At 58.7% G+C, this 26603-nt stretch carries 26 protein-coding genes and 2 tRNA genes; 12 read left to right on the top strand and 16 right to left on the bottom strand.

Annotated features, from left to right (window positions below; genetic code table 11):
- The first annotated feature begins 65 nt into the window (after window positions 1-65).
- Window positions 66-305 carry an Lrp/AsnC ligand binding domain-containing protein gene (locus K3754_RS12675; RefSeq protein WP_203210730.1) on the top strand — a complete coding sequence of 80 codons (240 nt, stop codon included), beginning with the start codon at window positions 66-68 and terminating at the stop codon, window positions 303-305.
- Window positions 306-352: 47 nt separating this feature from the next.
- A complete protein-coding gene (locus K3754_RS12670; RefSeq protein WP_259937795.1) occupies window positions 353-655 on the top strand; it encodes a hypothetical protein in 303 nt (100 codons plus the stop codon).
- 2 nt (window positions 656-657) lie between these two features.
- Here K3754_RS12670 and K3754_RS12665 read toward each other — a convergent pair whose 3' ends face one another.
- A complete protein-coding gene (locus tag K3754_RS12665) occupies window positions 658-1650 on the bottom strand; it encodes a PleD family two-component system response regulator (RefSeq protein ID WP_203210732.1) in 993 nt (330 codons plus the stop codon).
- Window positions 1651-1903: 253 nt separating this feature from the next.
- A tRNA-Gly gene (locus K3754_RS12660) sits at window positions 1904-1978 on the bottom strand.
- A gap of 278 nt (window positions 1979-2256) precedes the next feature.
- Here K3754_RS12660 and K3754_RS12655 point away from each other — a divergent pair.
- On the top strand, window positions 2257-3504 hold the full coding sequence (locus K3754_RS12655; protein WP_259937794.1) for an MFS transporter: 1248 nt from the start codon (window positions 2257-2259) through the stop codon (window positions 3502-3504).
- Here K3754_RS12655 and K3754_RS12650 read toward each other — a convergent pair.
- From K3754_RS12650 to K3754_RS12620, 7 genes are all read right to left on the bottom strand, one after another.
- Complete coding sequence (locus K3754_RS12650) at window positions 3501-3890, bottom strand: MAPEG family protein (protein WP_259937793.1); 390 nt, start codon at window positions 3888-3890, stop codon at window positions 3501-3503. The genes K3754_RS12655 and K3754_RS12650 overlap by 4 nt on opposite strands.
- Before the next feature lie 203 nt (window positions 3891-4093).
- Window positions 4094-5767: a cytochrome c oxidase subunit I gene (ctaD, locus tag K3754_RS12645; protein WP_203210735.1), complete on the bottom strand. Its 1674-nt coding sequence runs from the start codon at window positions 5765-5767 to the stop codon at window positions 4094-4096.
- Between the two features lie 288 nt (window positions 5768-6055).
- Window positions 6056-7234 (bottom strand): aminodeoxychorismate synthase component I, encoded by a 1179-nt coding sequence (locus K3754_RS12640; protein ID WP_259937792.1) that lies wholly within the window; start codon window positions 7232-7234, stop codon window positions 6056-6058.
- Entirely contained in the window at window positions 7235-7561 is a 327-nt protein-coding gene (locus tag K3754_RS12635; RefSeq protein WP_259937790.1) for a Dabb family protein, read from the bottom strand. It abuts the gene before it with no gap.
- A gap of 147 nt (window positions 7562-7708) precedes the next feature.
- On the bottom strand, window positions 7709-8389 hold the full coding sequence (lipB, locus tag K3754_RS12630; protein ID WP_203210738.1) for a lipoyl(octanoyl) transferase LipB: 681 nt from the start codon (window positions 8387-8389) through the stop codon (window positions 7709-7711).
- Window positions 8390-8428: 39 nt separating this feature from the next.
- On the bottom strand, window positions 8429-8821 hold the full coding sequence (locus tag K3754_RS12625; RefSeq protein WP_259937788.1) for a hypothetical protein: 393 nt from the start codon (window positions 8819-8821) through the stop codon (window positions 8429-8431).
- 82 nt (window positions 8822-8903) lie between these two features.
- The gene (locus K3754_RS12620; protein WP_203210740.1) at window positions 8904-9581 is read right to left on the bottom strand and encodes a DsbA family oxidoreductase; all 678 of its coding nucleotides are present in this window, start codon (window positions 9579-9581) and stop codon (window positions 8904-8906) included.
- A 156-nt stretch (window positions 9582-9737) separates the two neighbouring features.
- Between K3754_RS12620 and K3754_RS12615 the strand changes: the two genes are divergently transcribed.
- A complete protein-coding gene (locus K3754_RS12615; RefSeq protein WP_259937787.1) occupies window positions 9738-11069 on the top strand; it encodes a peptidoglycan-binding domain-containing protein in 1332 nt (443 codons plus the stop codon).
- A gap of 122 nt (window positions 11070-11191) precedes the next feature.
- Window positions 11192-11277 (top strand) — tRNA-Leu (locus K3754_RS12610).
- A gap of 255 nt (window positions 11278-11532) precedes the next feature.
- Here K3754_RS12610 and K3754_RS12605 read toward each other — a convergent pair.
- Window positions 11533-12543 (bottom strand): LacI family DNA-binding transcriptional regulator, encoded by a 1011-nt coding sequence (locus K3754_RS12605; RefSeq protein ID WP_203212095.1) that lies wholly within the window; start codon window positions 12541-12543, stop codon window positions 11533-11535.
- Between the two features lie 173 nt (window positions 12544-12716).
- On the opposite strand from K3754_RS12605, the gene K3754_RS12600 reads away from it, so the two are divergent.
- The 7 genes from K3754_RS12600 to K3754_RS12570 all read left to right on the top strand — a co-directional run bounded on the left by K3754_RS12600 (window position 12717) and on the right by K3754_RS12570 (window position 20304).
- Window positions 12717-13682: an ABC transporter substrate-binding protein gene (locus tag K3754_RS12600; protein WP_259937785.1), complete on the top strand. Its 966-nt coding sequence runs from the start codon at window positions 12717-12719 to the stop codon at window positions 13680-13682.
- A gap of 127 nt (window positions 13683-13809) precedes the next feature.
- Window positions 13810-15312 carry a sugar ABC transporter ATP-binding protein gene (locus tag K3754_RS12595; protein ID WP_259937784.1) on the top strand — a complete coding sequence of 501 codons (1503 nt, stop codon included), beginning with the start codon at window positions 13810-13812 and terminating at the stop codon, window positions 15310-15312.
- Between the two features lie 20 nt (window positions 15313-15332).
- Window positions 15333-16310: an ABC transporter permease gene (locus K3754_RS12590; RefSeq protein WP_259937783.1), complete on the top strand. Its 978-nt coding sequence runs from the start codon at window positions 15333-15335 to the stop codon at window positions 16308-16310.
- A 14-nt stretch (window positions 16311-16324) separates the two neighbouring features.
- Window positions 16325-17299, top strand: a complete 975-nt coding sequence (locus K3754_RS12585) for an ABC transporter permease (RefSeq protein ID WP_259937782.1) — start codon at window positions 16325-16327, stop codon at window positions 17297-17299.
- A 33-nt stretch (window positions 17300-17332) separates the two neighbouring features.
- The gene (gene dgoD, locus K3754_RS12580; RefSeq protein ID WP_259937781.1) at window positions 17333-18481 is read left to right on the top strand and encodes a galactonate dehydratase; all 1149 of its coding nucleotides are present in this window, start codon (window positions 17333-17335) and stop codon (window positions 18479-18481) included.
- On the top strand, window positions 18475-19260 hold the full coding sequence (locus tag K3754_RS12575; RefSeq protein WP_259937779.1) for an SDR family NAD(P)-dependent oxidoreductase: 786 nt from the start codon (window positions 18475-18477) through the stop codon (window positions 19258-19260). Before dgoD ends, K3754_RS12575 begins: the two co-directional genes overlap by 7 nt.
- A gap of 48 nt (window positions 19261-19308) precedes the next feature.
- Window positions 19309-20304, top strand: a complete 996-nt coding sequence (locus K3754_RS12570) for an aldose epimerase family protein (protein WP_259937777.1) — start codon at window positions 19309-19311, stop codon at window positions 20302-20304.
- A 9-nt stretch (window positions 20305-20313) separates the two neighbouring features.
- On the opposite strand, the gene K3754_RS12565 is transcribed toward K3754_RS12570, so the two are convergent.
- The 6 genes from K3754_RS12565 to K3754_RS12540 are packed head-to-tail and all read right to left on the bottom strand — an operon-like array spanning window position 20314 to window position 26602.
- Window positions 20314-21054, bottom strand: a complete 741-nt coding sequence (locus K3754_RS12565; protein WP_259937776.1) for an ABC transporter ATP-binding protein — start codon at window positions 21052-21054, stop codon at window positions 20314-20316.
- Window positions 21051-21908, bottom strand: a complete 858-nt coding sequence (locus K3754_RS12560; protein ID WP_203210749.1) for an ABC transporter ATP-binding protein — start codon at window positions 21906-21908, stop codon at window positions 21051-21053. Before K3754_RS12560 ends, K3754_RS12565 begins: the two co-directional genes overlap by 4 nt.
- Window positions 21908-22819, bottom strand: coding sequence for a nickel transporter permease (nikC, locus tag K3754_RS12555; RefSeq protein ID WP_203210750.1), 912 nt, complete (start codon window positions 22817-22819; stop codon window positions 21908-21910). The genes K3754_RS12560 and nikC overlap by 1 nt, the downstream gene beginning before the upstream one ends.
- On the bottom strand, window positions 22820-23893 hold the full coding sequence (locus K3754_RS12550; protein WP_203210751.1) for an ABC transporter permease: 1074 nt from the start codon (window positions 23891-23893) through the stop codon (window positions 22820-22822).
- A complete protein-coding gene (locus K3754_RS12545; RefSeq protein WP_203210752.1) occupies window positions 23894-25489 on the bottom strand; it encodes an ABC transporter substrate-binding protein in 1596 nt (531 codons plus the stop codon).
- A gap of 51 nt (window positions 25490-25540) precedes the next feature.
- Window positions 25541-26602, bottom strand: coding sequence for a dipeptidase (locus K3754_RS12540; protein ID WP_259937772.1), 1062 nt, complete (start codon window positions 26600-26602; stop codon window positions 25541-25543).
- Window position 26603: the final 1 nt, after the last annotated feature.

Here is a 26603-nt window from a genome sequence, read left to right as displayed (position 1 = left end):
TGCGATCAGGGATTGCGGCGCATTGGGGCATGTGAGAGTCTGGACCAAACCAGAATGAGGCTGTCATGACCACTTGTGTTTTTATCCAGATCCGCTGCCGTCCCGGTTCGACCTACCGTGTGGCCGAAGAAATCGCCCTGCGTGAAATCCATTCGGAGCTGTATTCGACGTCGGGTGATTTTGATCTGTTGATGAAGCTCTATATCCCCAAGGGGGAGGATGTTGGCGTCTATATCAACGACAAATTGCTAGATATCGACGGGATTGAACGCTCGCTCACCACGATGACATTCAAGGTTTTTTGATCTTGCGCCGACCTTTGACGCTATGGGCTGCGGTTCTCGCGGCTTGTTTGCTTGCGTATCCGGCCTCTGCCGCGCGCACCTACGAAGGGGAGGAGGCCGCGGCGCTGCGCTGTGCCAATATGCTGGCGCTGACCGCTGTTGTATTGGCCGGGGCGGATCTGATCGGGGATCAGGAAAAAGAGATCATGCTGGGCGTGACCGTGTTGATCCTTGAGCGGCATGTCAGCGGCACATGGCGGCAAAAGAAAGCCGCGCTTGAGATTGTCCGCGACCGGCGCAGCTTTCCCGACACTCTGGAGGACTACAGGCGCAACGCCGCACGGTGTCTGGCGCAATTTCCGATCAACTAGGATTAGACCAGATGAACGCCCGGTGTGATCGCCTTGCGCGCCGCAGCGGAAGCCCGGCCAATTTTGGCTTTGCTCTTTTCGCGCATCATGGCGCGGCCAATGGCACGGTCAAATGTCTTTTTTACCCGCTGGTTGCGGCTGGCATTCGGGGTGATCGGATTGCCGATAGACACGCTGAGCCCCATCGAGGTGCCGTCATCAAAGAGGGCCGCACCCTGGTCAAGAACCGCATGCACCTGATCTTCGATTTCGGGCCATTGTGGTGGCTCGCTGCCCTGCATGATCGACAAAAACACGCCGTCGCCCTGATAGCTCATCAGCATATGTGGACAATCGACAACCTCTGAAATGGCATCGACAACCTCGGTCAAGGCAATGGCAAATTCATGGGTCTGGCACCGGGCAAACAGCCCGTCGATGTCTTCGATCTTGGTGGCAAAGATGGTGCAGGCGTCCAGCCGGCGGCGCGAAAGCTGTGACAGGTAATTGCCCAGCGAAAACGGCAGGATCAACTGGTTGAGATGGGAAATCCGGACAGGATCGCTCAGGTCAAAGGGGTGTTGGCCCGGTTCTGCGACGATCTGCTCCAGCGGATCAAGACGCGGGACGAGGTCCGTGGTTTCTGTCATCCGGCGGGCAACGCGCACCCGTGTAACCATCTCTTTGACGTCAAAAGGTTTGGTGATGTAGTCGTTGGCACCCGCGGCAAAGGCGTTTTCGATGCGTTTGTGATCTGTAACCGAGGTCAGCATCAGGATCGGCGTATTGCGATACCGGGGCAGGGCGCGGATGCGCTCGCACAATGTGATACCATCCATTTCAGGCATCTCGACATCCAGCAAAAGGCAATCGTATTCAACATCCGGATCGGCCAGATGGTTCAGCGCGGCCGGCCCGTTGCTGGCCAGGGTAATATCCGGCAGGTCAGCTTGTTTGAACACAAGCGGCAAAAGATCAAGGATCAGTGGATCATCATCAACAGCCAAGAGTCTCATTGCGTACCTTTCCGATTTATTCCCGCGCCTTCTGGCAAGTGGATTGTCGTTCTTGTTATCCATTAACCCTGAGAAATCGGCGAAATTATGACGCTGTTGCCCACATTGCCCGCACATTTGGGGTTTTTCGAGGTGATATGTGGCACACGCGCAGATTGTTGCCGATTTGCAAGATCGCTTAATCCGTCCGTAAAAACCAAAAAGGCCGCCCGAAGGCGGCCTTTTGATGTCCTGTTGGGTGACAGGATCCGAATGGAGCGGGCGAGGCGATTCGAACGCCCGACCCTAACCTTGGCAAGGTTATGCTCTACCCCTGAGCTACGCCCGCATCCTTCGGATATGGGGGGAATACCCATCTGCGCTGGGGGCTGCAAGAGGGAAAAACAGCCAAACAGCACTTTTTTTGTCTGATCCGGATTTTGTTTGTTTTGGCCGAGTTGGAGCGGCCAGTCTGCATTGGAATTTTGACCTGTCTGCCGGGGCAGGGCGTAAATTGGCAGGGCTCTGCGGTTCTTTCGAAACACCCGCGCCCTGTTGTTGCCGCGAAGGCGATCGGCGCTTGACCTTGCCCGGTATTCATCGTGGCCTGCCCAAAAAGGGGCGCCGATGCAAAAGTCACTTCTTGTCCGATTCATTACAGCCAGCGGCGTAACCAACCTTGCAGATGGTGTCGCGACAGTGGCCTGGGCCTGGCTGGCTTCGCTGTTGACCCGCGATCCTTTGATGATTGCCCTTGTCCCTGTGGCCTTGAGGCTGCCGTGGTTTGTTTGCGCCATTCCAGCCGGGATCATCACCGACAGGGTCGACCGCCGCAAACTGATCTTGTGGATGGATGTCCTGCGCGGCTTGGCCTTTGTTGCCGTTGCGATGGTGCTCTGGTCGGTTGTGCCGCTGGCGGATGCGCCGCAAACCGGCACCTCCTATCCAGCGGTGTTCGGCATGGTAATACTGGCGGCGCTGGCGGTCGGCGTGGCCGAAGTGTTTCGCGACAATGCGGCGCAAACGATGCTGCCCGCCATCGTTCCGCATGAAGCATTGGAAAAGGCCAATGGCCGGTTGTGGAGCGTCGAACTGGTCGGCAATGCGCTATTGGGCCCTGCCGTGGGGGCGACGCTGATCGCGATTGCCGTGCCCTTGCCCTTTGCCCTGAACGCGCTCGCCTATGTGATGGCCGTTGTTCTGATCTGGCAGATGGCAGGAAGCTTCCGCCCAGAGAGCCAGCCCGACCGCCACTGGCGGCGCGAATTGATGCAGGCGGTGCACTTTCTGCGCAGCAAGCCGCTGCTGATGGCGTTGGCATGGATCACCGGCTTCTGGAACCTGCTTTATGAAATGGTCGCCATCGGGCTGATCCTGCATGCACAGGAGAACCTGAATATCGGGGCGCAGGCCTATGGCCTGATCCTCGCGGCAGGGGCGGTGGGCGGCATCTTTGGCGGCTGGTGTGGCGATCCGATCATCCGCCGCTTTGGCGGCAAGCGCACCGCGCAATGGATGCTGGCACTCTCTGCGCCCGCCTTTGCCGGAATGGCCCTCGCGCCTGGTCCTGTGGCCTTGGGTGTTGTGCTGATGCTCTTCAGCTTTACCGGTCTGGTCTGGAACACGGTTTCGGTGTCTTACCGGCAACGCGCGATCCCCGATGCGATGTTGGGACGGGTGAACAGCCTGTATCGTTTGATGGCCTGGGGCATGATGCCCGTCGGATTGTTGCTTTCCGGGGTAATTGTCCGCATTGCCGAAGCGCCTCTTGGCCGCGATCTGGCCCTGACCGCGCCGTTCTGGGTCGGCACCTTGGGGGCGGCGGCCTTGGGGGCAATGGGCTGGCGCGCCCTGAACCGCTGGTTCCCTGCCTAGATCACCGCATGGGCCAACAGGCCCAAGGCGGTCACCGCCATCATCAACAGGGTCAAGAGCATCCCCAACTGCCGCAGGATAATCTTTTGCGGCGTGGCGGCAAAGCCAAGCGCATGCAGCACACGCCCCGCCACCAGCGTCAGCCCCATCAAATGCAGCGCCACGGCAGGGCTGCCCATCAACTCGCTCATCACCATCAGCAACAGGGCCAGCGGCGCATATTCCGCGCAATTGGCTTGCGCCCGCATCCGCTTAAGCAGGTTCTTGTCTCCAGTATCGCCCAGGGACAATCTGTGCGCCCGCCGGTACAGGATCACCCGCCAGCTGAGGACAAGGAACAGCAAGACGATAAGGGCGGCATAAATTGGCGTGATGGACAGGGTCATGATCGGGCTCCTTTGCGCCAACCCTAACCCGTTTTGCCAAGTGGCAAAGCCTGACCCTGCGTCGCGCTGCCCGCTGCTTCATTTGGCAAGAAAAACTCAAGAGCCCGATTTGCCTGAAACGCACCCGCAGCGGTGGGCGCCAACCCGCCAAAGAAAAAGGCCCCAACCGCCGTTGGAGCCTTTGCTGTTATTAAACCGTCACCTTAGTGGCCGGGTTGTTTGTCCCAGTCTTCCTGCTTGGGCAGGATTTCGAAGGTATGCTCCGGTGGTGGGCTTGGCAAAGTCCACTCAAGCGTATCGGCATATTCGTTCCATGGGTTGTTGGCCGTGCTGATCGCGCCGCGACGCAGTGAATAGGCCATGATCCCGAAGAAGAAGATGAACGAGGCAAAGCTCAGGAACGCGCCCCAGCTCGACCACTGGTTCCAATAGGCAAAGGCCTCAGGATAGTCGATGTAGCGGCGTGGCATGCCCTGACGACCCAGGAAGTGTTGTGGGAAGAACGTCAGATTGGCGCCAATGAACATCGCCCAGAAGTGCAGCTTGCCCGCCCATTCAGGATACATACGGCCCGTCATCTTGGGGAAGTAGAAATATACCCCTGCAAAGATCGCGAACACCGCACCAAGGCTCATCACATAGTGGAAGTGCGCCACAACGTAGTATGTGTCGTGGTAATAGCGATCCACAGCGGCCTGTGACAGAACGATACCGGTCACGCCGCCAACGGTGAACAGGAACAAGAAGCCAAAGGCCCAAAGCATGGGTGTTTTCATCTCAACCGAACCGCCCCACATGGTGGCAATCCAAGAGAAGACTTTAACCCCTGTCGGCACCGCAATGACCATGGTGGCCAGCATGAAGTAAGCCTGCTGGTTGAGGGTCATGCCCACGGTGTACATGTGGTGCGCCCACACAACAAAGCCCAATGCGCCAATCGCTATGATCGCCCAGACCATTGGCAGATAGCCAAAGATCGGCTTGCGGCTGAAGGTGGCGATCACATGGCTGATGATACCAAAGCCGGGCAGAATGATGATGTACACTTCGGGGTGGCCGAAGAACCACAAGATGTGCTGGTAAAGAACCGGATCACCGCCGCCCGCTGGATCGAAGAAGGCAAAGCCAAAGTTGCGGTCCATCAACAGCATGGTGATCGCACCCGCCAGAACAGGCAGTGACAGCAGGATCAGCCAGCTTGTGACAAAGATCGACCAGCTGAACAGTGGCACCTTGAACAGGGTCATGCCCGGGGCACGCATGTTCAGGAAGGTGGTGATCATGTTGATCGCACCCAGAATGGACGAGGCACCCGAGACGTGTACCGCAAAGATCGCCAGATCCATCGACATGCCGCCTTCTTTGACGGACAGCGGTGGATAGAGAACCCAGCCTACACCGGACCCCAGCTGGCCATTGCCGCCGGGCGACAGAACCGAGCAAACAGCCAATGTTGTACCGGCCACATAAAGCCAGAACGACAGGTTGTTCATCCGCGGGAACGCCATGTCAGGCGCGCCGATCTGCAATGGCATGAAGTAGTTGCCAAAGCCGCCAAAGAGCGCCGGAATAACCACGAAGAACATCATCAAGATGCCGTGGCCGGTGATCAGAACGTTCCACAGGTGGCCGTTTGGCGTACAATCTGCCGATGCATCGGCAAAGAAACGCGCGCCTTCCATACACATGTACTGGACACCGGGATCCATCAGTTCAAGCCGCATGTAAACGGTGAACGCGACCGAGATAAAGCCGACGACGGCTGACACGATCAGGTACAAAATACCGATGTCTTTGTGGTTTGTGGACATGAACCAGCGGGTAAAGAACCCGCGATCGTCATGGTGGTCTTGGCCGTGAATGGCTGCGTCTGCCATGCGGTGCCTCCTAGATAAAGATTTTTGATACACCACGCCTGTTGGCTGACGCGGTGCGCAGTCCCGTTTGTTCTAGTGCGGCTTTCGCTGGGGGGCAATGGGCGGGTTTGCCGCAGGAGCAGGTTATTTTTGCCAAGTCCGTTGGAAAGCGTGCCGATTTGCCTTGATCTTGGGGCAAAGCGTCGGAATGCCCAAAATCGGGCGGAGTTTCGCAGCGCGGAGGACCGCCAAGGGGGGGATCTGCCTGCACAATGATTCCCCGCCGAATGAAACGGGCGGTGATCGCGCTCAATCGTGCCAAAGGGTCATCCCTGCAGCGGCTGATCGGGCAGGGGGCCAAAGCTGCGCAAAGGCGGATTTGAGCAAGGCTTCGTCATATTCACTTTGGGCGTTGCTGTCATACACCACCCCGCCACCGACATTCAGCCGCGCCTGGCCGGTGGGTCCACAGATCAAAGTGCGGATTGCCACGTTGAACTCCATCGCGCCATCGGGCGCGATCCAGCCGATCATGCCGCAATAGGCCTCGCGGGGGCCGATCTCCAAATCGGCCAATATCTCCATCGCCCGGATTTTCGGCGCGCCTGTGATTGATCCACAGGGGAAAATCGCCATCAAGATCTCGGCAAGGCCGCAATCCGGTCTGATGGTGGCCGTCACCTCAGAGATCATTTGATGCACAGTGGCATAGCTTTCGATCTCGAAAAGCGATGGAACCTGAACGCTGCCCACTTCAGAGATCCGCGCAAAATCATTGCGCAGCAGGTCGGTGATCATCAGGTTTTCCGCCTGATCCTTTTCCGATGCTGCCAAACAGGCCTTTAACATTGCATCTTCTGCGGCATCTGCACTGCGTTTGATCGTGCCTTTCATGGGACGCGCCCGCAGCTGTCCGTCCGAAGACAGGGAAAAGAACAATTCAGGTGAACGGCACAGCAGTTTTGTCGCCCCCAGATCGACAAATGCACCATAGGGCACGGTCTGCTTCTGCCTGAGCCTTTCATATAGCTGCCGCAAGCAACCGTCATAGGTTGCAGCAAGAGGGAAGGTCAGATTGGCCTGATAAATATCGCCGGATTTGAGGAATTCATGAACGGTATCAAAGGCTTCTTTGTAGGTCTCAAAGCTCCATTCCGGTGCGAATGGGCCAAGGTGGGCGGCGTTCCCTTCGGGTGGCGGGTCGGTGGGGCGAACCTGGTCAAACACCCCAAACCGCAGCAGCGGCTCTGCGCTTGCACTGCGGAAATTGGGAAAGACATCAGGGCAAAGCACATAGCCCAGTTCGTATGATGCGTATCCGGCAAGCCATTTGCCGCCGCGCTGGGCCGCATCCATCGCATGCAGTGCCGCGTCAATCTCATCGCGATGCCATGCTTCGACAAGGTGTTCGGGAGCCCGAAACAATGAGCCGGTTTCGAGCGGCCCCCGATCAAACAGGACGGATGCCTGCGAGATGCCTTGCGTCATCTAGAAGTCGGCAGCGATGCGCAGATCGCGAAGGGGGCGCACGATATCAATACAGTCCTGATAGATCTGGTGGGCGCGGTAGGCAGACAAAGCCTCTTCGTTTTCAAATTCTGCGTAAACAATGACATCGACCTCGTTGCCAAAGCGATCTTCATTCCGGTTGCGCGACACTTCAAAGTGTTTGACCGACGGGATCTCGGCCAGTTTTGACAAGCCGTCAACGATGCGGTCAATGTCATCCACTTTCTTGCTGCTGAAGAAAACGACATGGCGGATGAAATCGGTGCGGTGTTTTTCTTCTGACACTTCAGTGTTCCTGCGCGACATTTGGGGAAATTGGGCGATTGCCAAAACGGCTGGTGGGTTCAATCCCGCCTCTTGCTACACAACCCTTTGCCCTGACAAGGGCAAAACGGGCAGGGGGCGGACATTTGAGCACTCCGGGTTTGGACGCGCCAGATCAGGCAACTCTGCCTAGCCGGGCAGAGTGCATTCCCCGGCAGGTTGTTCTGCAAACACGTCTTCAAAGGTCGTCCGCAGCGCGACATCGACGTCATCCATGGTGACGGGCAGGCCCATGTCCACCAGCGATGTCACCCCGTGCTGGGTGATCCCGCAGGGCACGATGCCGCTGAAATGTTCCAAATCGGGTTCCACATTGATGCTGATGCCGTGAAAGCTGACCCATTTGCGCAGGCGAATGCCAATCGCAGCGATCTTGTCCTCGGCAGGGCTGCCATCCGGCTGTGGCGGTTTTTCAGGGCGCTGCACCCAAACGCCAACGCGGCCATCGCGGATCTCCCCGCGCAAGTTGAATTGATCCAGCGTCGCAATCACCCAGGCCTCAAGCTGGCGCACAAAGCAGCGCACGTCGCGGCCACGTGCGGCCACGTTCAGCATGACATAAGCCACACGCTGACCCGGCCCATGATAGGTGTATTGTCCACCGCGTTTTGTCTCATAGACGTCAAACCGGTCCGGGTCTGTCAAATCTTCGATCTTGGCAGAGGTGCCAGCAGTATAAAGCGGCGGATGTTCGACCAGCCAGATACATTCCTCAGCCTCGCCCGCCGCGATGGCGTTGGCGCGTGCCTCCATCCAGGTTTCGGCCTCGCGGTAATCGGTCAAGCCGTCTGTTGTGATCCATTCTACCATGGGCAGGGTTTAGCCTGTCGCGGGAGGCGGGGAAAGAGATCAATCGCGGTTCAGGACGGTCTGATCCCCTGCGGGAAAGGGTAGGGATCGACAATAACCGGGCAAGGCAACACCATAGCGGGCCCAACGCCGCGCTATCATTCTGCGTTTGGAGATACAGACCAAGCTGCCCTTGCGAACCTGCACCAGCCGATCTGCAGTACGCACCAGCCGCGTCCGGCCATCGGCTTCAAACAGAACGACGCGCTCAGACATATCTTTGCCCGCGACCTGCTGCACATCCAGAACCACCGACCAGCGGTAATCGACACTCCACACGCCGTACAGCCCAACCGCAATTGCCATAAAGAGCCCGGCAAGCCCGAACTGTACTGCCCAGCCGGAGGGCTGGGTCGGTGAGATGTCCAGATTGATGCGCGAGGTCGGTGCCATCTGGTCCAAATGCCAAAGCTTTTGGACATTCTTATGGCGTCATGGTGCGATCAGTGGCTGTGACCACGTTCTGATCTCTCCGTCAGGCCGCCTCATCGGCCTCTTGCACCACCTTCATCAGCATTTGCGCATAGTTTTCCGCGCCCTGCGCTCCGGTCAGCAGGTATTTGCCTGCAAACACCATCGACGGCACGCCCGAAATCCCCCGCGAGGTCCAGAATTGCTGCCGTGCGCGGGTGTCCTCTGCGTGACTGCCGCTCTCAAGCACTTCTGCGGCGGCATCTCGGTCAAGGCCCACCGACTGCGCCGTGTCTAGCAGAACCTCCTGCGTCGAGACATCCTTTCCATCCTGAAAATGCGCCGCAAACAAAGCCATCTTCAGGGGATGTTGCAACCCGTGTTCCTGCGCCCAATCCAACAGTTGATGCGCGGCAAAGGTGTTTACAATCCGGCTGTCCGGCCCGAAATTGAATGGAAACCCAAGCGATTGCCCCAAATCGGCCAGATGCTTGCGGTTCTGCGCGGACTGCTCGGCCGAAGCGCCATATTTCTCTGCGATATGCTCGGTCAGGTTCTGACCTTCGGGCGGCATGGCCGGGTTCAATTCAAACGGATGCCACCGGATATAAGCGCCCACGCCGGTCATCCCCAGCGCCTGCTCAAGCTGTTTGAAACCGACAATGCACCAAGGGCACATCACGTCAGAGACGATATCGATTTGAATGACCGGGGCGTCGGGCTGGGCTGTTTGGTCTGACATGAGGGCCTCGCAATTGGGGGTTAAGCGGCCAAGATTGGCACGAAAATGCCGTGTTTCAAGGGCAAATGCGCGATTTGTGATCAACTTTAGCTTGGCCCCCAAGCAACCTGTGGTAGCCTTGCTGCCAATAGAGTGATTCAATTTTTGGAGCGGAAAATGTACTTTAAGGTCATGACAGGTGCCGTTTTGGCGGCATCGCTAAGCCTGCTTCCGGCGGAACGTGTGGAAGCAGATGCAGGGGATTTCATCGCAGGTGCGATCATCGGCGGGATCGTGGGGGCGAATGCGAAAAAGCAGCGGCGCTCGACCAGAACCTACCGCAAAAAGTCATCCCGCTCCACATTGCCATCCACCCAGGAAGGTAAAAGCATTCAGGCGTCGCTGAACTATTTCGGCTTTGATGCAGGATCCGTGGATGGCCAGTTGGGCCGCAAGACGCGCAACGCCGTGTCGCAGTATCAGGCCTACCTTGGCTATCCGGTGACAGGGCAACTGTCGGCGTTTGAACAGAACCTGCTGATCTCCAGCTACAACCGCGCGCAGGCGGGCGGCTATGCGGTGCAGCAGCAGGTCGCCTCCACACCGGACGGCACGCGCGGGCTGCTGAAAACCTACCGCGCCGAAATGGCCGGGCAGGCGGCACCGGCCGCCGCGCCATCCACCACCATCGTGGTCGCGCCGCAGCAGGTGCCGCAAACCCAACAGGTTGTCACTGCCGCCGCGCCCCTGTCCGGTGTGGCAGGGCTGGCCAATGCGGTCGCACCCGCCGCATCCGGCTTGCCCAACTTCATGGGCGCGGGGACACAGGCCTCACTGGCCTCCCATTGCAACACGGTGTCTTTGATCACCAACACCAATGGCGGCTTCACCACCTTGGCCACGATGAGCGACCCGAACGTGGCGCTCAATGAACAGTTCTGTCTGGCGCGGACCTATGCCATCGCAAAATCCGAAGAACTGGTCAGCCAGATCCAGGGGTTCACCCCCGATCAGATTGCCCAGCAATGCGCGGGCTTTGGCCCCGCGATGCAGGACAAGGTCGCCTCGCTTTCGCTCAAGCCGCGGGATGCGGTGGTGGCGGATGTGTCCTCCTTTGTGCTGACCACCGGCATGTCCCCGGCGCAGCTGGCAGGCACCGCCCGGATCTGTCTGGGCGTTGGATACCGCACCGACAATATGGATGTGGCGATCGGCTCGGCTCTGTTGCTTTATACGATGGGTGAGGGGGTCTATGGCGAATTGATGGGCCACCACCTCAGCCAGGGGTTCGGCCCGGCCAAACGGATCGACATGGCGCAAAGCTGGTATCAGGCGGCATTGATGGCGGCGGATACGGGCGCCGCCGCGGTGTTTGTCCCCGGCCAGCCGGAACGGACAGAGTTGCTGCGCCAGGCTTCCATGCGTATGGCCGGGGCACCGGCCAGCACGCTGCCGCAAGTGCAGCCTGCCTCAAGCTCCGGTTTGCCGACCTTTTCGATCAGCGAATAGGCCAGAGCCGACCTTCCAAAAATCAAAGCCCCGTTGCCCGTTGGCAGCGGGGCATTTTGTTGCCGATTGCCTCTTCACAAGCTCTGCATCTTTGTCTAAACGGTGCCCACCTACCACGGCGTGCGGCTGTGGCGGAATGGTAGACGCGCAGCGTTGAGGTCGCTGTGGGGTAACACCCGTGGAAGTTCGAGTCTTCTCAGCCGCACCAAAGGCTCTTCCAAAGGAAGATGCCGAAACGACCGGATCAGTTGAATGCGGCAGTTGCTCCGCAGGAGCAATGAGAGCATCTGGTTATGGATTTGTCCGCCCTGCTGCACCACACTCCCTTTTCGCAGAGAAGCGACGGCCCTCGTCCAATTGAGGCGCAGGAATGTGCGGTCCTTCCCGCAATTTTCCAACCGGGAGGGGAATCTCTGACAAATATGCTGGCAAAAACCGGTACAGCTTGCCTTGGCTGCAACCTTTATCGCGCCGCAACAGAATCCCTTGGGACCAACTCGCACTCCAGCTTTTCTGCGGCGGGCCCGTGTCCGTGATCGTCGGTCCCGATCAGCCGTTCAACGGCCCATTCACCCATTTCGCGGTGGGGCAGGTTGACCGTGGTCAGCATCGGCGTCAGATGGCGCGAGATTTCCTCGTCGTCATAGCCGATCACCGACACATCCTCAGGAATGCGCAGGCCGTGTTCCTTGAGGTATTCATAACAGCCGATCGCCATCCGGTCGTTCTGGCAGAAAATTGCGGTGGGAGGATTGTCCGCTTCCATCAGCGCCTTGGTGCCGCTGTAGCCCGCGCTGGCCGACCAATCGCCCGGCTGCACGAGCGCGGGATCAAACGGGATGTCCGCCGTGGCCAATGCGCGCCTGTACCCCTTGAGACGGTCTTGCGCCGCGCTCATGAAGTCTTCTCCCATGATGGTGCCAATCCGCTGATGGCCGGCCGCGATCAGGGCGTTGGTGGCGCTTTGGCCGCCGGCGATCTCGCTGGGCACGATTGATGGCGCCTCTGCAGTCTTGTCAGTGCAATTGAGCAGGACATAAGGCCGGTCCAGCGACCGAAGCGCATCGGGTACCGTGATTTCACGGGTGAAGATGCAGGCATAGATAAAGGCCTCGACCCCGTCCTGGACCATGGCATCAATGATGGCGGGCGCTTTCTTGGGGTCGTTGCCCACCTCATAGATGACCAGCACTGCGCCGGTGTCTTGCAAGGCATTTTGAACACCGCGGATCGCCATTATGCCTTCGGGGCTGGTGGAAAGGGAATCGATCAAGAACCCGACGCGGCGCAATTCCGGCGCGCGTGTGCTGGTGGTGTTCAACAACTGGGCCTGGCGGATTTTGTAGCCCATGCTGCGGGCCGCTTCGATCACCTTCTCTCGGGTGTCGGGCGAGATCGAGATGCTCTGATTGCCATTGAGAACAATCGAAACAGTGGACTGGGAACAGCCGACCGCCCGCGCAACGTCGCTCATTGTAACTCTTTTATCGCGGTGGCTTGTCTTGGGCATCAGTCTCTCCTGACCGGCTGTATTGTCTTAACCTAGCCCTGAAAAGAGGGCTCATCAAGTCGATTACTAAAAAATATTAGTTGACAGCTAATAGATAATAGTAATGTTGTCGTACGGCAAACATTAGGGAGGAACTTATGAAACTGAGTACATCACTTGCAACGCTCGCCGCCGTACTGGTGACAACCGCTGCAACCGCGCAGGGGCTGCCACCGCTTGAGCAAAAAGACCGATATACCGTTGGTTTTGCACAAACAGAAAGCAACAACCCCTGGCGTATTGCCCAGACCAAAAGCTTTCAGGACACAGCGGAAAGCTGCAACTGGAACCTCGTTTATACGGACGCCGCCGGGTCTGCGGCCAAGCAGGTCGCCGATGTCGATTCGATGATTGCCCAGGGCGTCGATGCGATTTTCCTGCCGCCGCGCGAAGAACAACCCTTGTTGCCCGCCGTGCTGCGCGCCAAAGGGGCGGGCATTCCGGTGTTCCTCGTGGACCGTTCGGTTGATCCCAATGTGGCCAAGGCGGGCGTTGATTACGTCACCTTCATGGGCTCCGACTTTATTGAGCAGGGCCGCCGCGCCGCAGAATGGCTGATCGCCAATTCCGACGGCACTGAAGTGATCGTTGAATTGGAAGGCACCACCGGATCATCCCCGGCCAATGACCGAAAAAAAGGCTTTGATGACGCGGTCGCCGGGCAGCCCGGCATGAAGATCGTAGCCAGCCAATCCGGCGATTTTGCCCGCGACAAGGGCCGTCAGGTGATGGAAACGCTGCTGCAATCGCATCCGGACGTCACTGTGGTCTATGCCCACAACGACGAAATGGCGATCGGTGCCATTCAGGCGCTTGAGGCTGCGGGGCGCAAACCCGGCGAAGACGTGACGCTGGTTTCCATCGACGGCACGCGCGATGCCTTGCAGGCCATCATCGACGGCAAGCTCGGCGTTTCGGTTGAATCCGCGCCGTTCTTTGGCCCGGTCGCCTGCGACACGATGAAAGCCTATGCCGCCGGCGAAGATGTCCCGACATGGGTCAAGGTCGAAGACCGCGTGTTCACAAAAGACAACGCGGCTGACCACATCGGCGAAGCATACTAAGCTAAGCGAATGACCAAACTCGGCGAAGCATACTAAGCTAAGCGAATGACCAAACGGACCCTGCGCCATGGGTGCGGGGTCCGACTGAATTTTGGGGGCAAAGATGGTCGAAACTCCGGTCCTGAAGATGACCGCAATCCGCAAATCATTTGGCGATGTGCCAGCGCTGACAGATGCGGCGCTGACGATCCGCCCCGGCGAGGTGCACGCGCTGATCGGGCAAAACGGCGCGGGCAAATCCACGATGATCAAGATCCTCAACGGCGCTTATCGCAAGGACGCGGGCGAGATTGAGCTGGACGGAAAGCCTGTCCGATTTTCATCTCCTCACGAGGCCCAACTGGGCGGCATCAGCACGATTTTTCAAGAGGTCAATCTGGTGCATTACCGCTCTGTCACCGAAAACATCGTGCTGGGGCAGGAGCCGAAGAAATTCGGCATGATTGATTGGCCCAAAGCCCATCGCCGCGCCGAAGAGGTGTTGCAGCGCTTCGGTCTGAACCTCGACGTGCGCCAGCCCTTGCATCATTGCAACATCGCGGTGCAACAACTGATCGCCATTGCCCGCGCTGTGTCATTTGATGCGCGGCTGGTGATTATGGACGAGCCGACCTCGTCGCTGGACAATCAGGAAAAGCAGGTGCTGTTCCGGGTGATCCGTGATCTGTCCGCGCAGGGCGTTGCTGTCCTGTATGTCTCGCACCACCTTGAAGAGCTGTTCGAGGTTTGCGACCGCGTCACCGTGATGCGCAATGGCAGCATGATTGCCACGCACGAGATGTCGGATGTCACAAAACTGGGTCTGGTGTCCGAGATGATCGGCCGCGATGCCAACCAGATCGCCGAAAGTGGCGCCACCGGATTTGGCAAGACCCACGCAGGCAGCAAAACCGTCGTGCTGGAGCTTCAGAGCCTGTCGAACGGAACCAACGTCAAAGACGCCTCATTGATCGTGCATCAGGGCGAGATTGTCGGTCTGGCCGGATTGCTGGGGGCAGGGCGCACGGAAACCGTTGCGATGATCTTTGGTGCAGACCAACCCGCGGGCGGCAACATGGCGTTCAAGGAGCGCAGATCCTTTTTCCGCGAACCGGCAGACGCGATCAATGCCGGTATCGGCTACTGCACCGAAGACCGCAAAGCCGAGGGGATCATCCCCGGCCTGTCGATCCGCGAGAACCTCACCCTTGCGATGATCCCGCGCATGGCCAAACGCGGGGTCATCCCGCGCGTGGCCGAACGTGAGATGGTGGCGGATTTCATTGACAAACTCAGCGTCAAATGTGCCGGCATGGACCAGCCCATTCGTGAGCTGTCGGGCGGCAACCAGCAAAAGGTACTGCTGGCCCGCTGGATGGCGACGCAGCCGGTTTTGCTGATCCTTGATGAACCGACACGCGGCATTGATGTGGGCGCGAAACGCGAAATCCAGACCCTGATTGAGGGGCTGTCGGCAGCGGGGCTTTCGGTGCTGATGATCTCGTCTGAATTTGAAGAACTGGTCGAAGGCGCAAACCGCGTTGTGGTTTTGCAAGAGGGCAAGACGATTGCCACACTGACCGGCGATGACCTGAACGAAGACAACCTGCTCGCGGCGGTCGCCGGTGAAGCGGCAGGTGCAGCAGTATGACGATGGCAAAGGCAAAAGATATGACCGGCTCTTCCACTGTGGCGAAAATCAATCTTGGGCAATTGGCCCGCGACAATGGCACCTTTCTGGCCCTGATCGCGCTTATTGTGATCAACATGGTGATCACCCCGAATTTCCTTCAGGTGCAGACCCTTTATGTGAATCTCACGCAGGTGGCGACCATCGCGATCGTGGCCATCGGCATGACCCTGGTCATCGCATCGGGCGGCATCGATCTGTCGGTTGGGGCGGTGATGGCCCTGTCCGGGGCATTGGCGCCTTTTGTGTTCCTGTCCGAATTTGGCATGGCCAGTCCGGGGTTGGCGCTCGTGCTGTCCATCACGGTGGCACTGCTGGCCGGATTGCTCTGCGGGATGTTCAATGGCTGGCTGATCAACCAATTCGCCATTCAGCCGATTGTGGCCACGCTGGTCTTGTTTATCTCGGCGCGGGGGCTGGCACAGGTGCTGACCAACGGCAACTTGCAGGTTTTTGACAACCCGGCGTTTGAATTCATTGGATCGGGCCGGGTGCTGGGCATTCCGTTTCAGGCGTTGATGGCAGTTGTTTTTGCCCTGATCCTGAGCTGGGTCGTCCGGCGTACGGCCTACGGTCGCTATCTGCTGGCGGTGGGCGGCAACGCCAAGGCGGCGCGGCTGTCAGGTATCTCGGTGAACCGGGTGCGCCTTGCCACCTATGCGATCTGCGGGGTGCTGGCCGGATTTGCGGGGATGGTGGTCTCTGCCATCAATTCGGCCTCGGATGCGAACCAGACCGGGCAATTGATGGAACTGGACGCCATCGCGGCGGCAGTGGTGGGCGGTGCAAACCTGATGGGCGGCAAGGCTCCTATCATCGGCGCCTTGATCGGCGCGGCGATCATCCAACTGGTGAAATACACCCTGCTGGCCAATGGGGTGCATGACGCCGTGGCGTTGATTGCCAAGGCGGTGATCATCATCCTTGCCGTCTATTTTCAATTCAACCGGGCGGAGTGAATGTGATTTTTGGAATGTTCAACCGGTCCCGTGATCTGCGCACGGAGGGTGTCTGGATCGCCGTTGTGCTGGTCGTGATCTTTGCGACCCTGCGGTACGACAACTTTATGGGTCTGTATAATGTACAGACGTTCTTTGGCTACAACTCCATGTTCATCCTGATCGCGCTGGGCATGGCGCTGGTGATCATGACGGGTGGCATTGACCTGTCGGTCGGGTCAGTGGTGGCGTTGTCCTCGGTGGTCGCCGCCTATACCAGCCCCTACGGCATCGAAGTGGCGCTGCCCGCCGGGCTTCTGACCGGCATTGCGGCAGGGGCGATCAACGCGTTCCTGATCACTAAGATGCGGATCGTGCCCTTTATCGCGACCCTTGCGATGATGCTGGGCGCGCGTGGCATGGCGTTGGTGCTGGCGGATAACAAATCGGTCTCGGTGGACTGGACCTCGAATTTTACCAAGTTTGGCCTGACCCGCGCCTTTGGTCTGATCCCATGGGCGGTGATCCTCGCGGCACTGGTGTTTCTTGCCCTCTGGATCATGCTGGAGCGGACAACGCTGGGCCGCCGCATCCTGACCATCGGCGGCAACCCCGAGGCAGCCAAACTCATGGGCGTGCCGGTCAACCAGACCCTTGCGATCACCTATATCATTTCGGGCGGTTGCGCCGGGCTTGCAGGTGTGATCCTTGCCTCCGGCTTTGGTGCGGGCCAGCCCCTCGAAGGGCTTGGCTGGGAGCTTTCGGCGATTGCATCCGTTGTTGTGGGCGGCACTTTGCTGACGGGCGGGGTCGGGTCGATCCCGGCAACGCTGGCGGGCGCAGTGCTGCTTGGGCTGATCTTCAACATCCTGAATTTTGAAAACGGTCTGGGGGTGATTTCCCTGTCGGCCTATTGGCAATCGGTCATTCGCGGGGGCTTCCTGTTGATCGTCGTTATTTTGCAATCCCGAAGCGGCGGCGGTTTGGTCCGGCGGCGCAGCACGACCTGAGCTTGACCAGTTGACCCACGACGGAGCGTTCCGATGAAGATTACCAAACTGACCACCTATATTGTTCCGCCGCGCTGGTGCTTGCTGAAGATCGAAACGGATGAGGGGATCTCCGGTTGGGGCGAGCCGGTGCTCGAAGGCCGCGCATTGGCGGTCGAGGCGATGGTGAACGAGCTGGCCGATTACCTGATTGGCAAAGACCCCCTGTTGATCGAGGACCATTGGAACGTCCTATATCGGGGCGGCTTCTACCGGGGCGGCGGCATTCACATGTCGGCCATCGCGGGCATTGATCAGGCGCTGTGGGATATCAAGGGCAAGGCTGCGGGCCTGCCAGTGCATGCGCTGCTGGGCGGCAAATGCCGGGACAAGATCAAGGTTTATTCATGGATCGGCGGGGATCGCCCTGCAGATGTGGCGCAAAACGCGCGGGATGTGATGGCGCGGGGCTTTCAGGCGATCAAGCTGAACGGCTGCGAAGAGATGCAGATCATCGATTCAAACGCCAAGATCGATGCCGCCGTGTCCACCATCGGCACAATCCGTGATGCGGTCGGGTACGATCTGGGCATCGGCATCGACTTTCACGGGCGGGTGCAGAAACCGATGGCCAAAGTGCTGGCCAAAGAGCTCGAACAATTTCGCCCGATGTTTCTGGAAGAGCCGGTCCTGTCAGAAAACAGCGAGGCCCTGCGCGAGATCGCCAATCATGTCTCGACGCCCATTGCGGTGGGCGAACGGCTTTATTCCCGCTGGGATTTCAAGAAAATCCTGCAAGACGGCTATGTGGATATCATCCAGCCCGATCTGTCCCATGCGGGCGGCATCACCGAATGCCGCAAGATCGCCTCCATGGCCGAGGCTTTCGATGTGGCGCTGGCCCCGCATTGCCCCTTGGGTCCGGTGGCCCTGGCCGCCTGCCTGCAGATTGATGCGGTGTCCCACAACGCCTTTATCCAGGAGCAATCTCTGGGCATCCACTACAACAAGTCCAACGATATCCTCGACTATCTGGTGAACAAGGATGTCTTTGCCTACGAGGACGGTTTTGTCAAAATACCCGATGGCCCCGGTTTGGGGGTCGAGATTGACGAGGACTATGTCAAGGAACGCGCCAAGGTAGGCCACCGCTGGCGCAACCCGATCTGGCGTCACGAGGATGGAAGTCTGGCGGAATGGTGAACCTGTCCGGCGCAGTGGGCGATCCGGCCCCGTCATTGACCGGCAAGTCGGTCATGATCACCGGCGGCGGCAGCGGCATCGGCGCGGCGCTGACGCTCGGGTTCCTGTCGGCAGGGGCCAAGGTGACATTCGTGCAAAACCAGGACGGCATCGGCTTTTGTGATCAGGCAGAGCAGGAAACCGGCACCCGCCCGCATTATATCGAATGCGATCTGACAGATGTGCCTGCGCTCAAACGGGCGATGGAACAAACCCGCGAAATCCAAGGGCCGCTTTCGGTGCTGATCAACAATGCCGCCAATGATCAGCGGCACAGCACCGAAGACGTTACCGAGGCGTTCTGGGACTGGTCCCAATCCATCAACCTCAAGGCACAGTTCTTTGCCTGTCAGGCCGCAATTGCAGACATGCGCGGCCTTGGCGGCGGGACAATCATCAACGTCTCGTCGATCTCGTACATGATGGGCAATGCCGGCTATCCCGCCTATGTCGCCGCCAAGGCGGGAATCGCCGGCATGACCCGCAGCCTTGCCCGTGAGTTTGGCGCAGACAACATCCGCATCAACACATTGATCCCCGGTTGGGTGATGACTGAGCGTCAAAAGGCGCTGTGGGCCACCGAAGACGCCGTGGCGGCGCATATGGAACGCCAAGCCCTCAAACAGGTGTTGATGCCGCAAGACATGGTGGGGCCGGCGCTGTTTCTGGCTTCGGATATGAGTTTCGGTATGACGGGGCAGGCCCTCGTTATCGATGGCGGGGTGGTGGCCACCGGATGACCCGTCGCACCGCATCATCGCCCTTGCGCCAGATAAGAAAGAAAACCATTGGCTGACCACATCGCAACGACACCTGACCGTTCAGCGGCTTTCACCCCAATTGAAATTTCAAACGGGGGGCTGACGGCAACAATCCTGCCGTTCGGGGCCAGCTTGCAGGATCTCAGGTTGGACGGCGTGGATCATCCGCTGGTGCTGGGTCTGGCTGATCCGAAGGACTACCAAACCGGCACCGCTTACCTGGGCGCGATTGTCGGGCGCTGCGCCAACCGGATCGCGCACGGGCGCTATGATCTGGCCGGCCAGACCTTTCATACCGATCAGAACTTTCTGGGGCGGCACACCCTGCACGGCGGGGCTGGCAGCGTGGACAAGATGGTCTGGACGGTGACGGATCAGTCCGCGGCATCCCTGACCTTGCAACTGCATGTGCCTGACGGCCATTTGGGCTTTGGCGGGGGGCTGGATGTTCGGCTTCGATACAGCGTTGAGGCACCGGCCAGCTTGCGTCTGGAGATATCGGCACGGGGGCAAGAGGCCACACCGTGCAATTTCGCGCCGCATTTCTATTTCAATCTCGATGGCGCGGGCGATGTGCGGCAACACGAACTTGCCATCGCGGCAGAGCATTATTTGCCGGTCAATGAAGATCTGATTCCAACGGGCGAGGTGGCAGCGGTCGCAGACACGCCTTTTGACTTTTGCAATGCGCGGCAGATCGGCGATCACCTGCTTGACCACAATTTTTGCACCGCCAAGGGACAGGTCGTTTGCCGCCCGATCTGCACGCTGGCTGCGCCGGAGTCAGGGGTATCAATGACCCTGTCCTCAACCGAACCGGGCCTGCAGGTCTACAGCGGCGAATTTCTGGATGAACCCGCAGGCACGACGCTGACCGGTAAGCCCTTCAAGGCCTTCGAAGGTTTGGCGCTGGAGCCGCAAGGCTGGCCGGATGCGCCGAACCAGCCCAGCTTTCCCAGCGTGATCCTGCAGCCCGGTCAGACCTACCGCCATGTGTCGGAATATGCGTTCAGCCGCAAATAGGCTTTGCCCCTAGACCGACGCCTCAAGCAATTGTTTGGAATAGGGATGGGCGGCATTCATCGCCCGCAAGGCTTCGACATCCAGCACCTCGACGATCTCGCCGTCTTTCATCACGGCCAGCCGGTCACACATATGCCCGACCACTGACAGATCGTGCGACACCATCAGATAGGTCAAATCCCGGTCCGCCCGCAAATCTGCCAACAGGTTCAGGATCTCGGCCTGCACCGACACATCCAGCGCCGAGGTTGGCTCATCCAGCAACAAAAGCGCCGGTTCCGGGGCCAGCGCACGGGCAATTGCCACCCGCTGACGTTGCCCCCCCGAGAGTTGGTGCGGATAGCGAAAGCGGAACTTCTGTCCCAAGCCGACATCGTCAAGAAGTTTGACCACACGGCTGTCGATGTCCTTGAACCCATGCAAATGTAACGTTTCGCCCAGCACCTGATCCACCGAATGACGTGGATGCAGTGAAGCATAGGGATCTTGAAACACCATTTGCACGGTCTTGAAGAACGTCTTGGGCCGGACCTTGCCGATCTGCTGACCATCCACCGTGATTGTGCCCGACCAATCGGGCGCCAATCCGGTGATCGCCCGCAGGATCGTCGATTTGCCCGATCCGCTTTCGCCGACAAGGCCAAAGCTTTCGCCGCGCGGGATGTCAAAGCTGGCTCCAATAACAGCATCCACGCGGTCGCGGTTGCTTCCGAACCAGACGTTGAGGTTTTGAACGCTTAACATGCTCATATCCGGCCACTCACACTTGGGGCAGTGGACCATTCCGGATCACGCTGCAACACTTCGAGCCGCTTGCGCGGCGCATCCAGACGGGGCAGGGAGTTCAGCAATCCGCGCGTATAGGGATGCTGCGCCTCGTGCAGCTTGTCAGCATCGCAGACCTCCACGATCCGGCCCGCATACATGATCAACACCCGGTCGCAGAAATCGGCGACGAGGTTCAGGTCGTGACTGATAAAGATCAGCCCCATCCCGCGCTCCTTGACCAGCCGGTCCATGATATCCAGCACCTGCCGCTGGACCGAGACATCCAGCGCCGAGGTGGGTTCATCCGCGATCAGGATCTCGGGGTTGGGGATCAGCATCATCGCGATCATGATCCGCTGCCCCATGCCGCCTGACATCTCATGTGGATAGGCCCGCATCACCCGTTCGGGATTGCGGATCGACACGGCTTCAAGCATCTCAAGCGATTTTGCGTAGGCCTCCGATTTGGAGGCTTTGGAATGCAGGCGATAGGCTTCCATGATCTGATCGCCGATGGTCATCACCGGATTGAGCGAGAATTTCGGGTCCTGCATGACCATCGAAATTCGCTGGCCGCGCACGGCGCGCATGTCTTTCTCGGATTTGCCCATCAGGTCTACGCCGTCCAGCGCGATCTGATCGGCCTCCACAATGCCCGGCGGGCGGATCAGGCGCAGGATGGCGCGGCCCGTCATGGATTTGCCCGAGCCGCTCTCGCCGACAATACCCAGACGTTCACGGCCCAGCGTGAAAGACACCCCGCGCACCGCGTCAAAGACACCCTGACGGGTTGGGAATTTGACCCAGAGGTTTTCAACATCAAGTAGCTTGGTCATCATTCGCCCGCCTTTGGATCAAGCACATCGCGCAGCCCGTCGCCAAGCAGATTGAACGCCAAAGACACGGTAAAGATCGCCAGTCCGGGCATGGTGGCAACCCACCAGTGATCAAGGATAAACCGGCGCCCCTCGGAAATCATCGCGCCCCATTCCGGGCTGGGCGGCTGTGCGCCAAGGCCAAGAAAGCCAAGGCCGGCTGCGGCCAGAATAATGCCCGCCATATCCAGTGTCACCCGCACGATCAGCGAGGAAATGCACAACGGCCAGATGTGTTTGGTGATGATCCGCAAAGCACCTGCACCCTGCAATTTGATCGCACTGATGTAATCGGACGACCGGATGGTCAGTGTCTCGGCCCGTGCAATCCGTGCATAGGGTGGCCATGCGGTGAGCGAGATTGCCAGCACCGCATTTTCAATGCCCGCCCCAAGGGCCGCGACAAATGCCAGTGCCAGAACTAGGCGCGGAAAGGCGAGAAAGATATCGGTGATCCGCATCAGAACTGTATCGGTCCAGCCGCCCACATAGCCCGACACCGTGCCGACGAGCAGCCCGGCGATGGGCGCAATCAGGGCCACCAGCGCCACGATATAGAGGGTAATCCGCGCCCCGTAGATCAGCCGTGACAGGATATCCCGCCCCAGACTGTCGGTGCCAAAGATATGCCCTTCCGACCCCAACGGGGCCAACCGGTTCCCAAGATCCTGCACATAGGGATCATGCGGTGCGATCAGCGGGGCTGCGGCGGCAATAAACACCAGCGCCACCAGAATGCCCAGGCCGACCATTGCCATCGTGTTGGACCGGAAGGAAAGCCACCCCTGATACAGCGCAGACATCTTGGCATGGCGGCGCGAGGTGGGCGTTTCTGTCAACAGCCATTCGCGCAACGTTTGTGTGTCAGCCATCTATTTCGCCCTCGGATCAAAGACCTTGTAAAGCAGGTCAGAGAAAATATTCAGCAGGATGAAGATCAGCCCGACCACCACAGTACCGCCCAGAACCGCGTTCATATCAGCGCTAAGAAGGGCGGTGGTGATATAGCTGCCGATACCGGGCCATGAGAAGATGATCTCGGTCAGAACCGACCCTTCGAGCAGGTTGGCATAGCTCAGCGCGATGACGGTGATCAGCTGCACGCGGATATTTTTGAATGCGTGTTTCCAGATCACATCCCACTCGGACATACCTTTGACGCGCGCCGTGGTCACATATTCGGCGCTGAGTTGTTCAAGCATGAAAGACCGTGTCATCCGGCTGACGTAGGCCAGCGAATAATAGCCAAGCAGTGAGGCCGGCAGGATGATGTGGGAAAAGGCATCCTTGAACACGTCCCAATTGCCATCCAGCGCTGCATCCACAAGGATCAGCCCCGTCACGCTTGGCACCACATCCACATAAAAGATCCCGACGCGGCCCGGCCCGCCGACCCAGCCCAGAATCCCGTAAAAGACCAAAAGCCCCATCAGGCCCAGCCAGAAGATCGGCATCGAATAACCAACCAAAGCGACCACGCGGGCGATCTGGTCAATCCATGATCCTTTGCGCACCGCGGCCAGAACGCCAAGCGGCACGCCCAGGATGACGCCAAAGAAAATGCCCAGCGTGGCCAGTTCCAAGGTTGCGGGGAACACCCGCGCGATGTCTTCCGAGACGGGTCTGGCATTGAGCAACGACGTGCCAAAATCCAGATGCAGCACATCCCAGAGATAATATGCAAATTGCACCAGCAGCGGCTTGTCCAGCCCAAGCTGTTGGTAAACGGCGTCATAGGTGGATTGTGAGGCCCTTTCGCCCACGATCGCCAGCACAGGATCAATCGGCATGACGCGGCCGATGATAAAGGTGATGAACAACAGACCCAGCATCGTCACCGCGATGGAGCCCAGCGTCAGCAGACTTGCCTTGAAAAACGGCATGAAACTGCTGGCAAGAGGCGCCCGCGATGGGCGCCCCCCGTTATTGTCCTCAGTGAGGGCCATTTACTTTGTCACCTGCCAGTAAGCGGCGGATGTCACAGCCTGACCTGTGGACCAGTTGGTCACATTGTCACGCAGGGCAGATTGTTCGATCTGCTGGAACATTACCACAAACGGCGAGGTTTCGCGGAACTCTTTCTGGATATCCAGATACATCTGAACCCGCTTGTCCCGGTCATTCTCGGTCACGGCTGCGGCAACCTTGTCAGTCAGACCGCCTGTGTCCCAACCGGTGCGCCATGCCAGAAGGCCGGTCGCATTGGCGGCGTCAGAGTTGTCCGGGTTGTAGGCAAAGGTGCCCGCATTGGTCTGTGGATCAGGATAATCCGGACCCCATGCCCCAAGGTAGACGTCCAGTTCCCGCGCGCGGTAACGGGCGAGGATCTGTTTGGCTGTGCCAACCGTGATGTTGACCTTGATCCCGGCCTGCGCGGCCGCGTTCTGGAAGGACTGGCCGATCTCGATACGTTCCTGCGCTTCGCGCACACCAATCTCGACTTCGAGGTTCTCAACACCGGCAGCGGCCAACAGTTCTTTGGCCTTTTCGATGTTGTAAGAGAACGGGTTCTCATCCGACGCACCCAGATAGGTGGCAGGCAGGAAGTTCTGGTGGATCGTATACTGACCCTTGAGGAAGCTGTCGCGCATACCTTCATAGTCGATCAGATATTTGAACGCCTGACGCACCTCTGGCTTGGACAGAACAGGGTGTTTCTGGTTCAGCGCCAGATACATCAAACGGCCCTTCAGTTCATCCACCACTTTGACGCCATCCGCGCTTGTTGCACCGGCGATGTCTTCGGGGTTCAGGTTGCGCGCAATGTCGATGTCACCGCGTTCCAGCAGCAAACGCTGTGAGGCGCTTTCCAGAACGTGGCGCACGATCACGCGCTCCATGGCGGGCGCACCGGCATAGTAATCGGCATTGGCGGACATCGTGACGCTTTCGTTGGGCTTCCAACCGTCCAGTTTGTACGGGCCGGAACCGGCAGAGTTTGTCTTGAGCCACGTGTTGCCCATGTCGCCGTCAACTTCGTTGGCCATGACCACTTCTTTGTCGACGATGCCGCCGATGGTCGCAGTCAGACAGTTCAACACAAAGGAGGTCGCATAGCGCTTGTCCGTCGTGATCATGAGCTTGTTGCCGTCTGCGCGGATGGTTTCTGTCGCATTTTCAGGCGTAAAGCCGAACTGCGTCAGAATGAACGCAGGTGTCTTGTTCAGGATCACAGCGCGTTGCAGTGAAAACGCCGCGTCCTCGGCCCGCACCGGATTGCCGGAGTGAAACTTGACCCCCTCACGCATGGTGAAAGTGATGGTCTTGCCGTCTTCGGAAACTTCCCAGCTTTCGGCGAGATCCGGCTTGTAGCCTGCACCCAGATCCAGCGGATCAAGGTTGACCAGGCGGTTGTAGACATTCCGGCTGATGTCGGAGCCTGCAAATTCAAAGCTTTCGGCCGGGTCCACGGTTGTCACATCGTCAATCCGGTGGGCAATGACCAGCATATTGGCTGGCGTTTCAGCATGGGCCGCAAAGGACGACATGCTGACCGCGATACCAATCGCGGCGCTTGTCAGTAATCGGTTAATAACATTCATTTTTGGAACCTCTCCCGTTCTGTTTCATTTTCAAATGTACGTGGCTCAGGGTTATTGACCCCAGGTTTTTTCAAGCACACGCATCCAGTTTCCATGGCAAAGTTTGGTCATCAACGCATCGTTGTAACCGTGTTTAGCCATGGCCTGTCTCAATCGGGGCAGAGTTGCACAAGACGTAAGCGCCTCGGGAACAACGGCCCCATCATAATCTGATCCCATGCCGACCCGGTCTTCACCCAAGTGTTCTATCAAGTGGTCAAGGTGGCGCAGCATCTGTTCGAGTGGAACATCATCCAGCATCCGGCCATCCTCGCGCAGGAAGGCCACTGCAAAATTCAAACCCACCATACCATCACTTTCGCGAATGGCGGCAAGTTGTTTGTCGGTCAGGTTGCGGCTGTGCGGGCAGATGGCATGGGCGTTTGAATGTGTGGCCACAAGCGGTTTACCCGAATGCCGCGCGACATCCCAGAAACCGGCCTCGTTCAAGTGCGACAGATCGATCATTATACCCAGCTCATCACAGCGCTGCACCAGTCGCAGGCCATGATCGGTCAGCCCCGGTCCGATGTCTGCGGTGCTGGGATAACGGAACGGAACCCCATGCCCAAAGATCGTGGGTCTACTCCACACCGGGCCGATGGACCGCAGCCCCGCCTGATAGAGGATCTCAAGTGTGTGGAGTTCGGCGTCAATCGCCTCCGCCCCTTCGATGTGGAAAATCGCGGCCAGCTTGCCGCTGCCCAGCGTCGCCCGCAATTCTGCCACCGTGCGACATACCTTCAGCGCACCGCGTTTCTCCAGATCAAACAACACCGCCGCCTGCGCCATCACCACGGGAAAGGCATCTTCCCAATCAATGGGCTCCGGCAGGGGGAGATCATAGGTCGGCTTGGACATTTCCGCGTATTTGAATTCAAGATTGCTGGGCGAGGGCACGTAAACCGCAAAAAAGCCTCCGCCAAATCCACCGGTCTGCGCTGAGGGTGTATCAATCGCGCCCTCCCGCCCGGTGACGAAAGTCCCGGACGCGGCCAGCCCGCCAGCGCGGTGCAATTTCAATAGAACATCATTGTGCCCGTCAAAGATGACGGGATGGGTAAATTCGGTCACG

It is taken from the genome of Sulfitobacter sp. M368 (genome assembly GCF_025141875.1).
In the GTDB taxonomy this organism is placed as follows: Bacteria; Pseudomonadota; Alphaproteobacteria; order Rhodobacterales; family Rhodobacteraceae; genus Sulfitobacter; species Sulfitobacter mediterraneus_A.
Note: the sequence above shows the minus strand (reverse complement) of the source record. Positions and strands in the feature narration are given on the sequence as shown.

What these genes read in the sequence shown, in the direction of transcription:
- K3754_RS12675 (WP_203210730.1), top strand. Translation starts at nt 66, where the DNA reads ATGACCACTTGTGTTTTTATCCAGATCCGCTGCCGTCCCGGTTCGACC.
- K3754_RS12665 (WP_203210732.1), bottom strand. Translation starts at nt 1,650, where the DNA reads ATGAGACTCTTGGCTGTTGATGATGATCCACTGATCCTTGATCTTTTG.
- K3754_RS12655 (WP_259937794.1), top strand. Translation starts at nt 2,257, where the DNA reads ATGCAAAAGTCACTTCTTGTCCGATTCATTACAGCCAGCGGCGTAACC.
- K3754_RS12650 (WP_259937793.1), bottom strand. Translation starts at nt 3,890, where the DNA reads ATGACCCTGTCCATCACGCCAATTTATGCCGCCCTTATCGTCTTGCTG.
- ctaD (WP_203210735.1), bottom strand. Translation starts at nt 5,767, where the DNA reads ATGGCAGACGCAGCCATTCACGGCCAAGACCACCATGACGATCGCGGG.
- K3754_RS12640 (WP_259937792.1), bottom strand. Translation starts at nt 7,234, where the DNA reads ATGACGCAAGGCATCTCGCAGGCATCCGTCCTGTTTGATCGGGGGCCG.
- K3754_RS12635 (WP_259937790.1), bottom strand. Translation starts at nt 7,561, where the DNA reads ATGTCGCGCAGGAACACTGAAGTGTCAGAAGAAAAACACCGCACCGAT.
- lipB (WP_203210738.1), bottom strand. Translation starts at nt 8,389, where the DNA reads ATGGTAGAATGGATCACAACAGACGGCTTGACCGATTACCGCGAGGCC.
- K3754_RS12625 (WP_259937788.1), bottom strand. Translation starts at nt 8,821, where the DNA reads ATGGCACCGACCTCGCGCATCAATCTGGACATCTCACCGACCCAGCCC.
- K3754_RS12620 (WP_203210740.1), bottom strand. Translation starts at nt 9,581, where the DNA reads ATGTCAGACCAAACAGCCCAGCCCGACGCCCCGGTCATTCAAATCGAT.
- K3754_RS12615 (WP_259937787.1), top strand. Translation starts at nt 9,738, where the DNA reads ATGTACTTTAAGGTCATGACAGGTGCCGTTTTGGCGGCATCGCTAAGC.
- K3754_RS12605 (WP_203212095.1), bottom strand. Translation starts at nt 12,543, where the DNA reads ATGAGCGACGTTGCGCGGGCGGTCGGCTGTTCCCAGTCCACTGTTTCG.
- K3754_RS12600 (WP_259937785.1), top strand. Translation starts at nt 12,717, where the DNA reads ATGAAACTGAGTACATCACTTGCAACGCTCGCCGCCGTACTGGTGACA.
- K3754_RS12595 (WP_259937784.1), top strand. Translation starts at nt 13,810, where the DNA reads ATGACCGCAATCCGCAAATCATTTGGCGATGTGCCAGCGCTGACAGAT.
- K3754_RS12590 (WP_259937783.1), top strand. Translation starts at nt 15,333, where the DNA reads ATGACCGGCTCTTCCACTGTGGCGAAAATCAATCTTGGGCAATTGGCC.
- K3754_RS12585 (WP_259937782.1), top strand. Translation starts at nt 16,325, where the DNA reads ATGTTCAACCGGTCCCGTGATCTGCGCACGGAGGGTGTCTGGATCGCC.
- dgoD (WP_259937781.1), top strand. Translation starts at nt 17,333, where the DNA reads ATGAAGATTACCAAACTGACCACCTATATTGTTCCGCCGCGCTGGTGC.
- K3754_RS12575 (WP_259937779.1), top strand. Translation starts at nt 18,475, where the DNA reads ATGGTGAACCTGTCCGGCGCAGTGGGCGATCCGGCCCCGTCATTGACC.
- K3754_RS12565 (WP_259937776.1), bottom strand. Translation starts at nt 21,054, where the DNA reads ATGAGCATGTTAAGCGTTCAAAACCTCAACGTCTGGTTCGGAAGCAAC.
- K3754_RS12560 (WP_203210749.1), bottom strand. Translation starts at nt 21,908, where the DNA reads ATGACCAAGCTACTTGATGTTGAAAACCTCTGGGTCAAATTCCCAACC.
- nikC (WP_203210750.1), bottom strand. Translation starts at nt 22,819, where the DNA reads ATGGCTGACACACAAACGTTGCGCGAATGGCTGTTGACAGAAACGCCC.
- K3754_RS12550 (WP_203210751.1), bottom strand. Translation starts at nt 23,893, where the DNA reads ATGGCCCTCACTGAGGACAATAACGGGGGGCGCCCATCGCGGGCGCCT.
- K3754_RS12545 (WP_203210752.1), bottom strand. Translation starts at nt 25,489, where the DNA reads ATGAATGTTATTAACCGATTACTGACAAGCGCCGCGATTGGTATCGCG.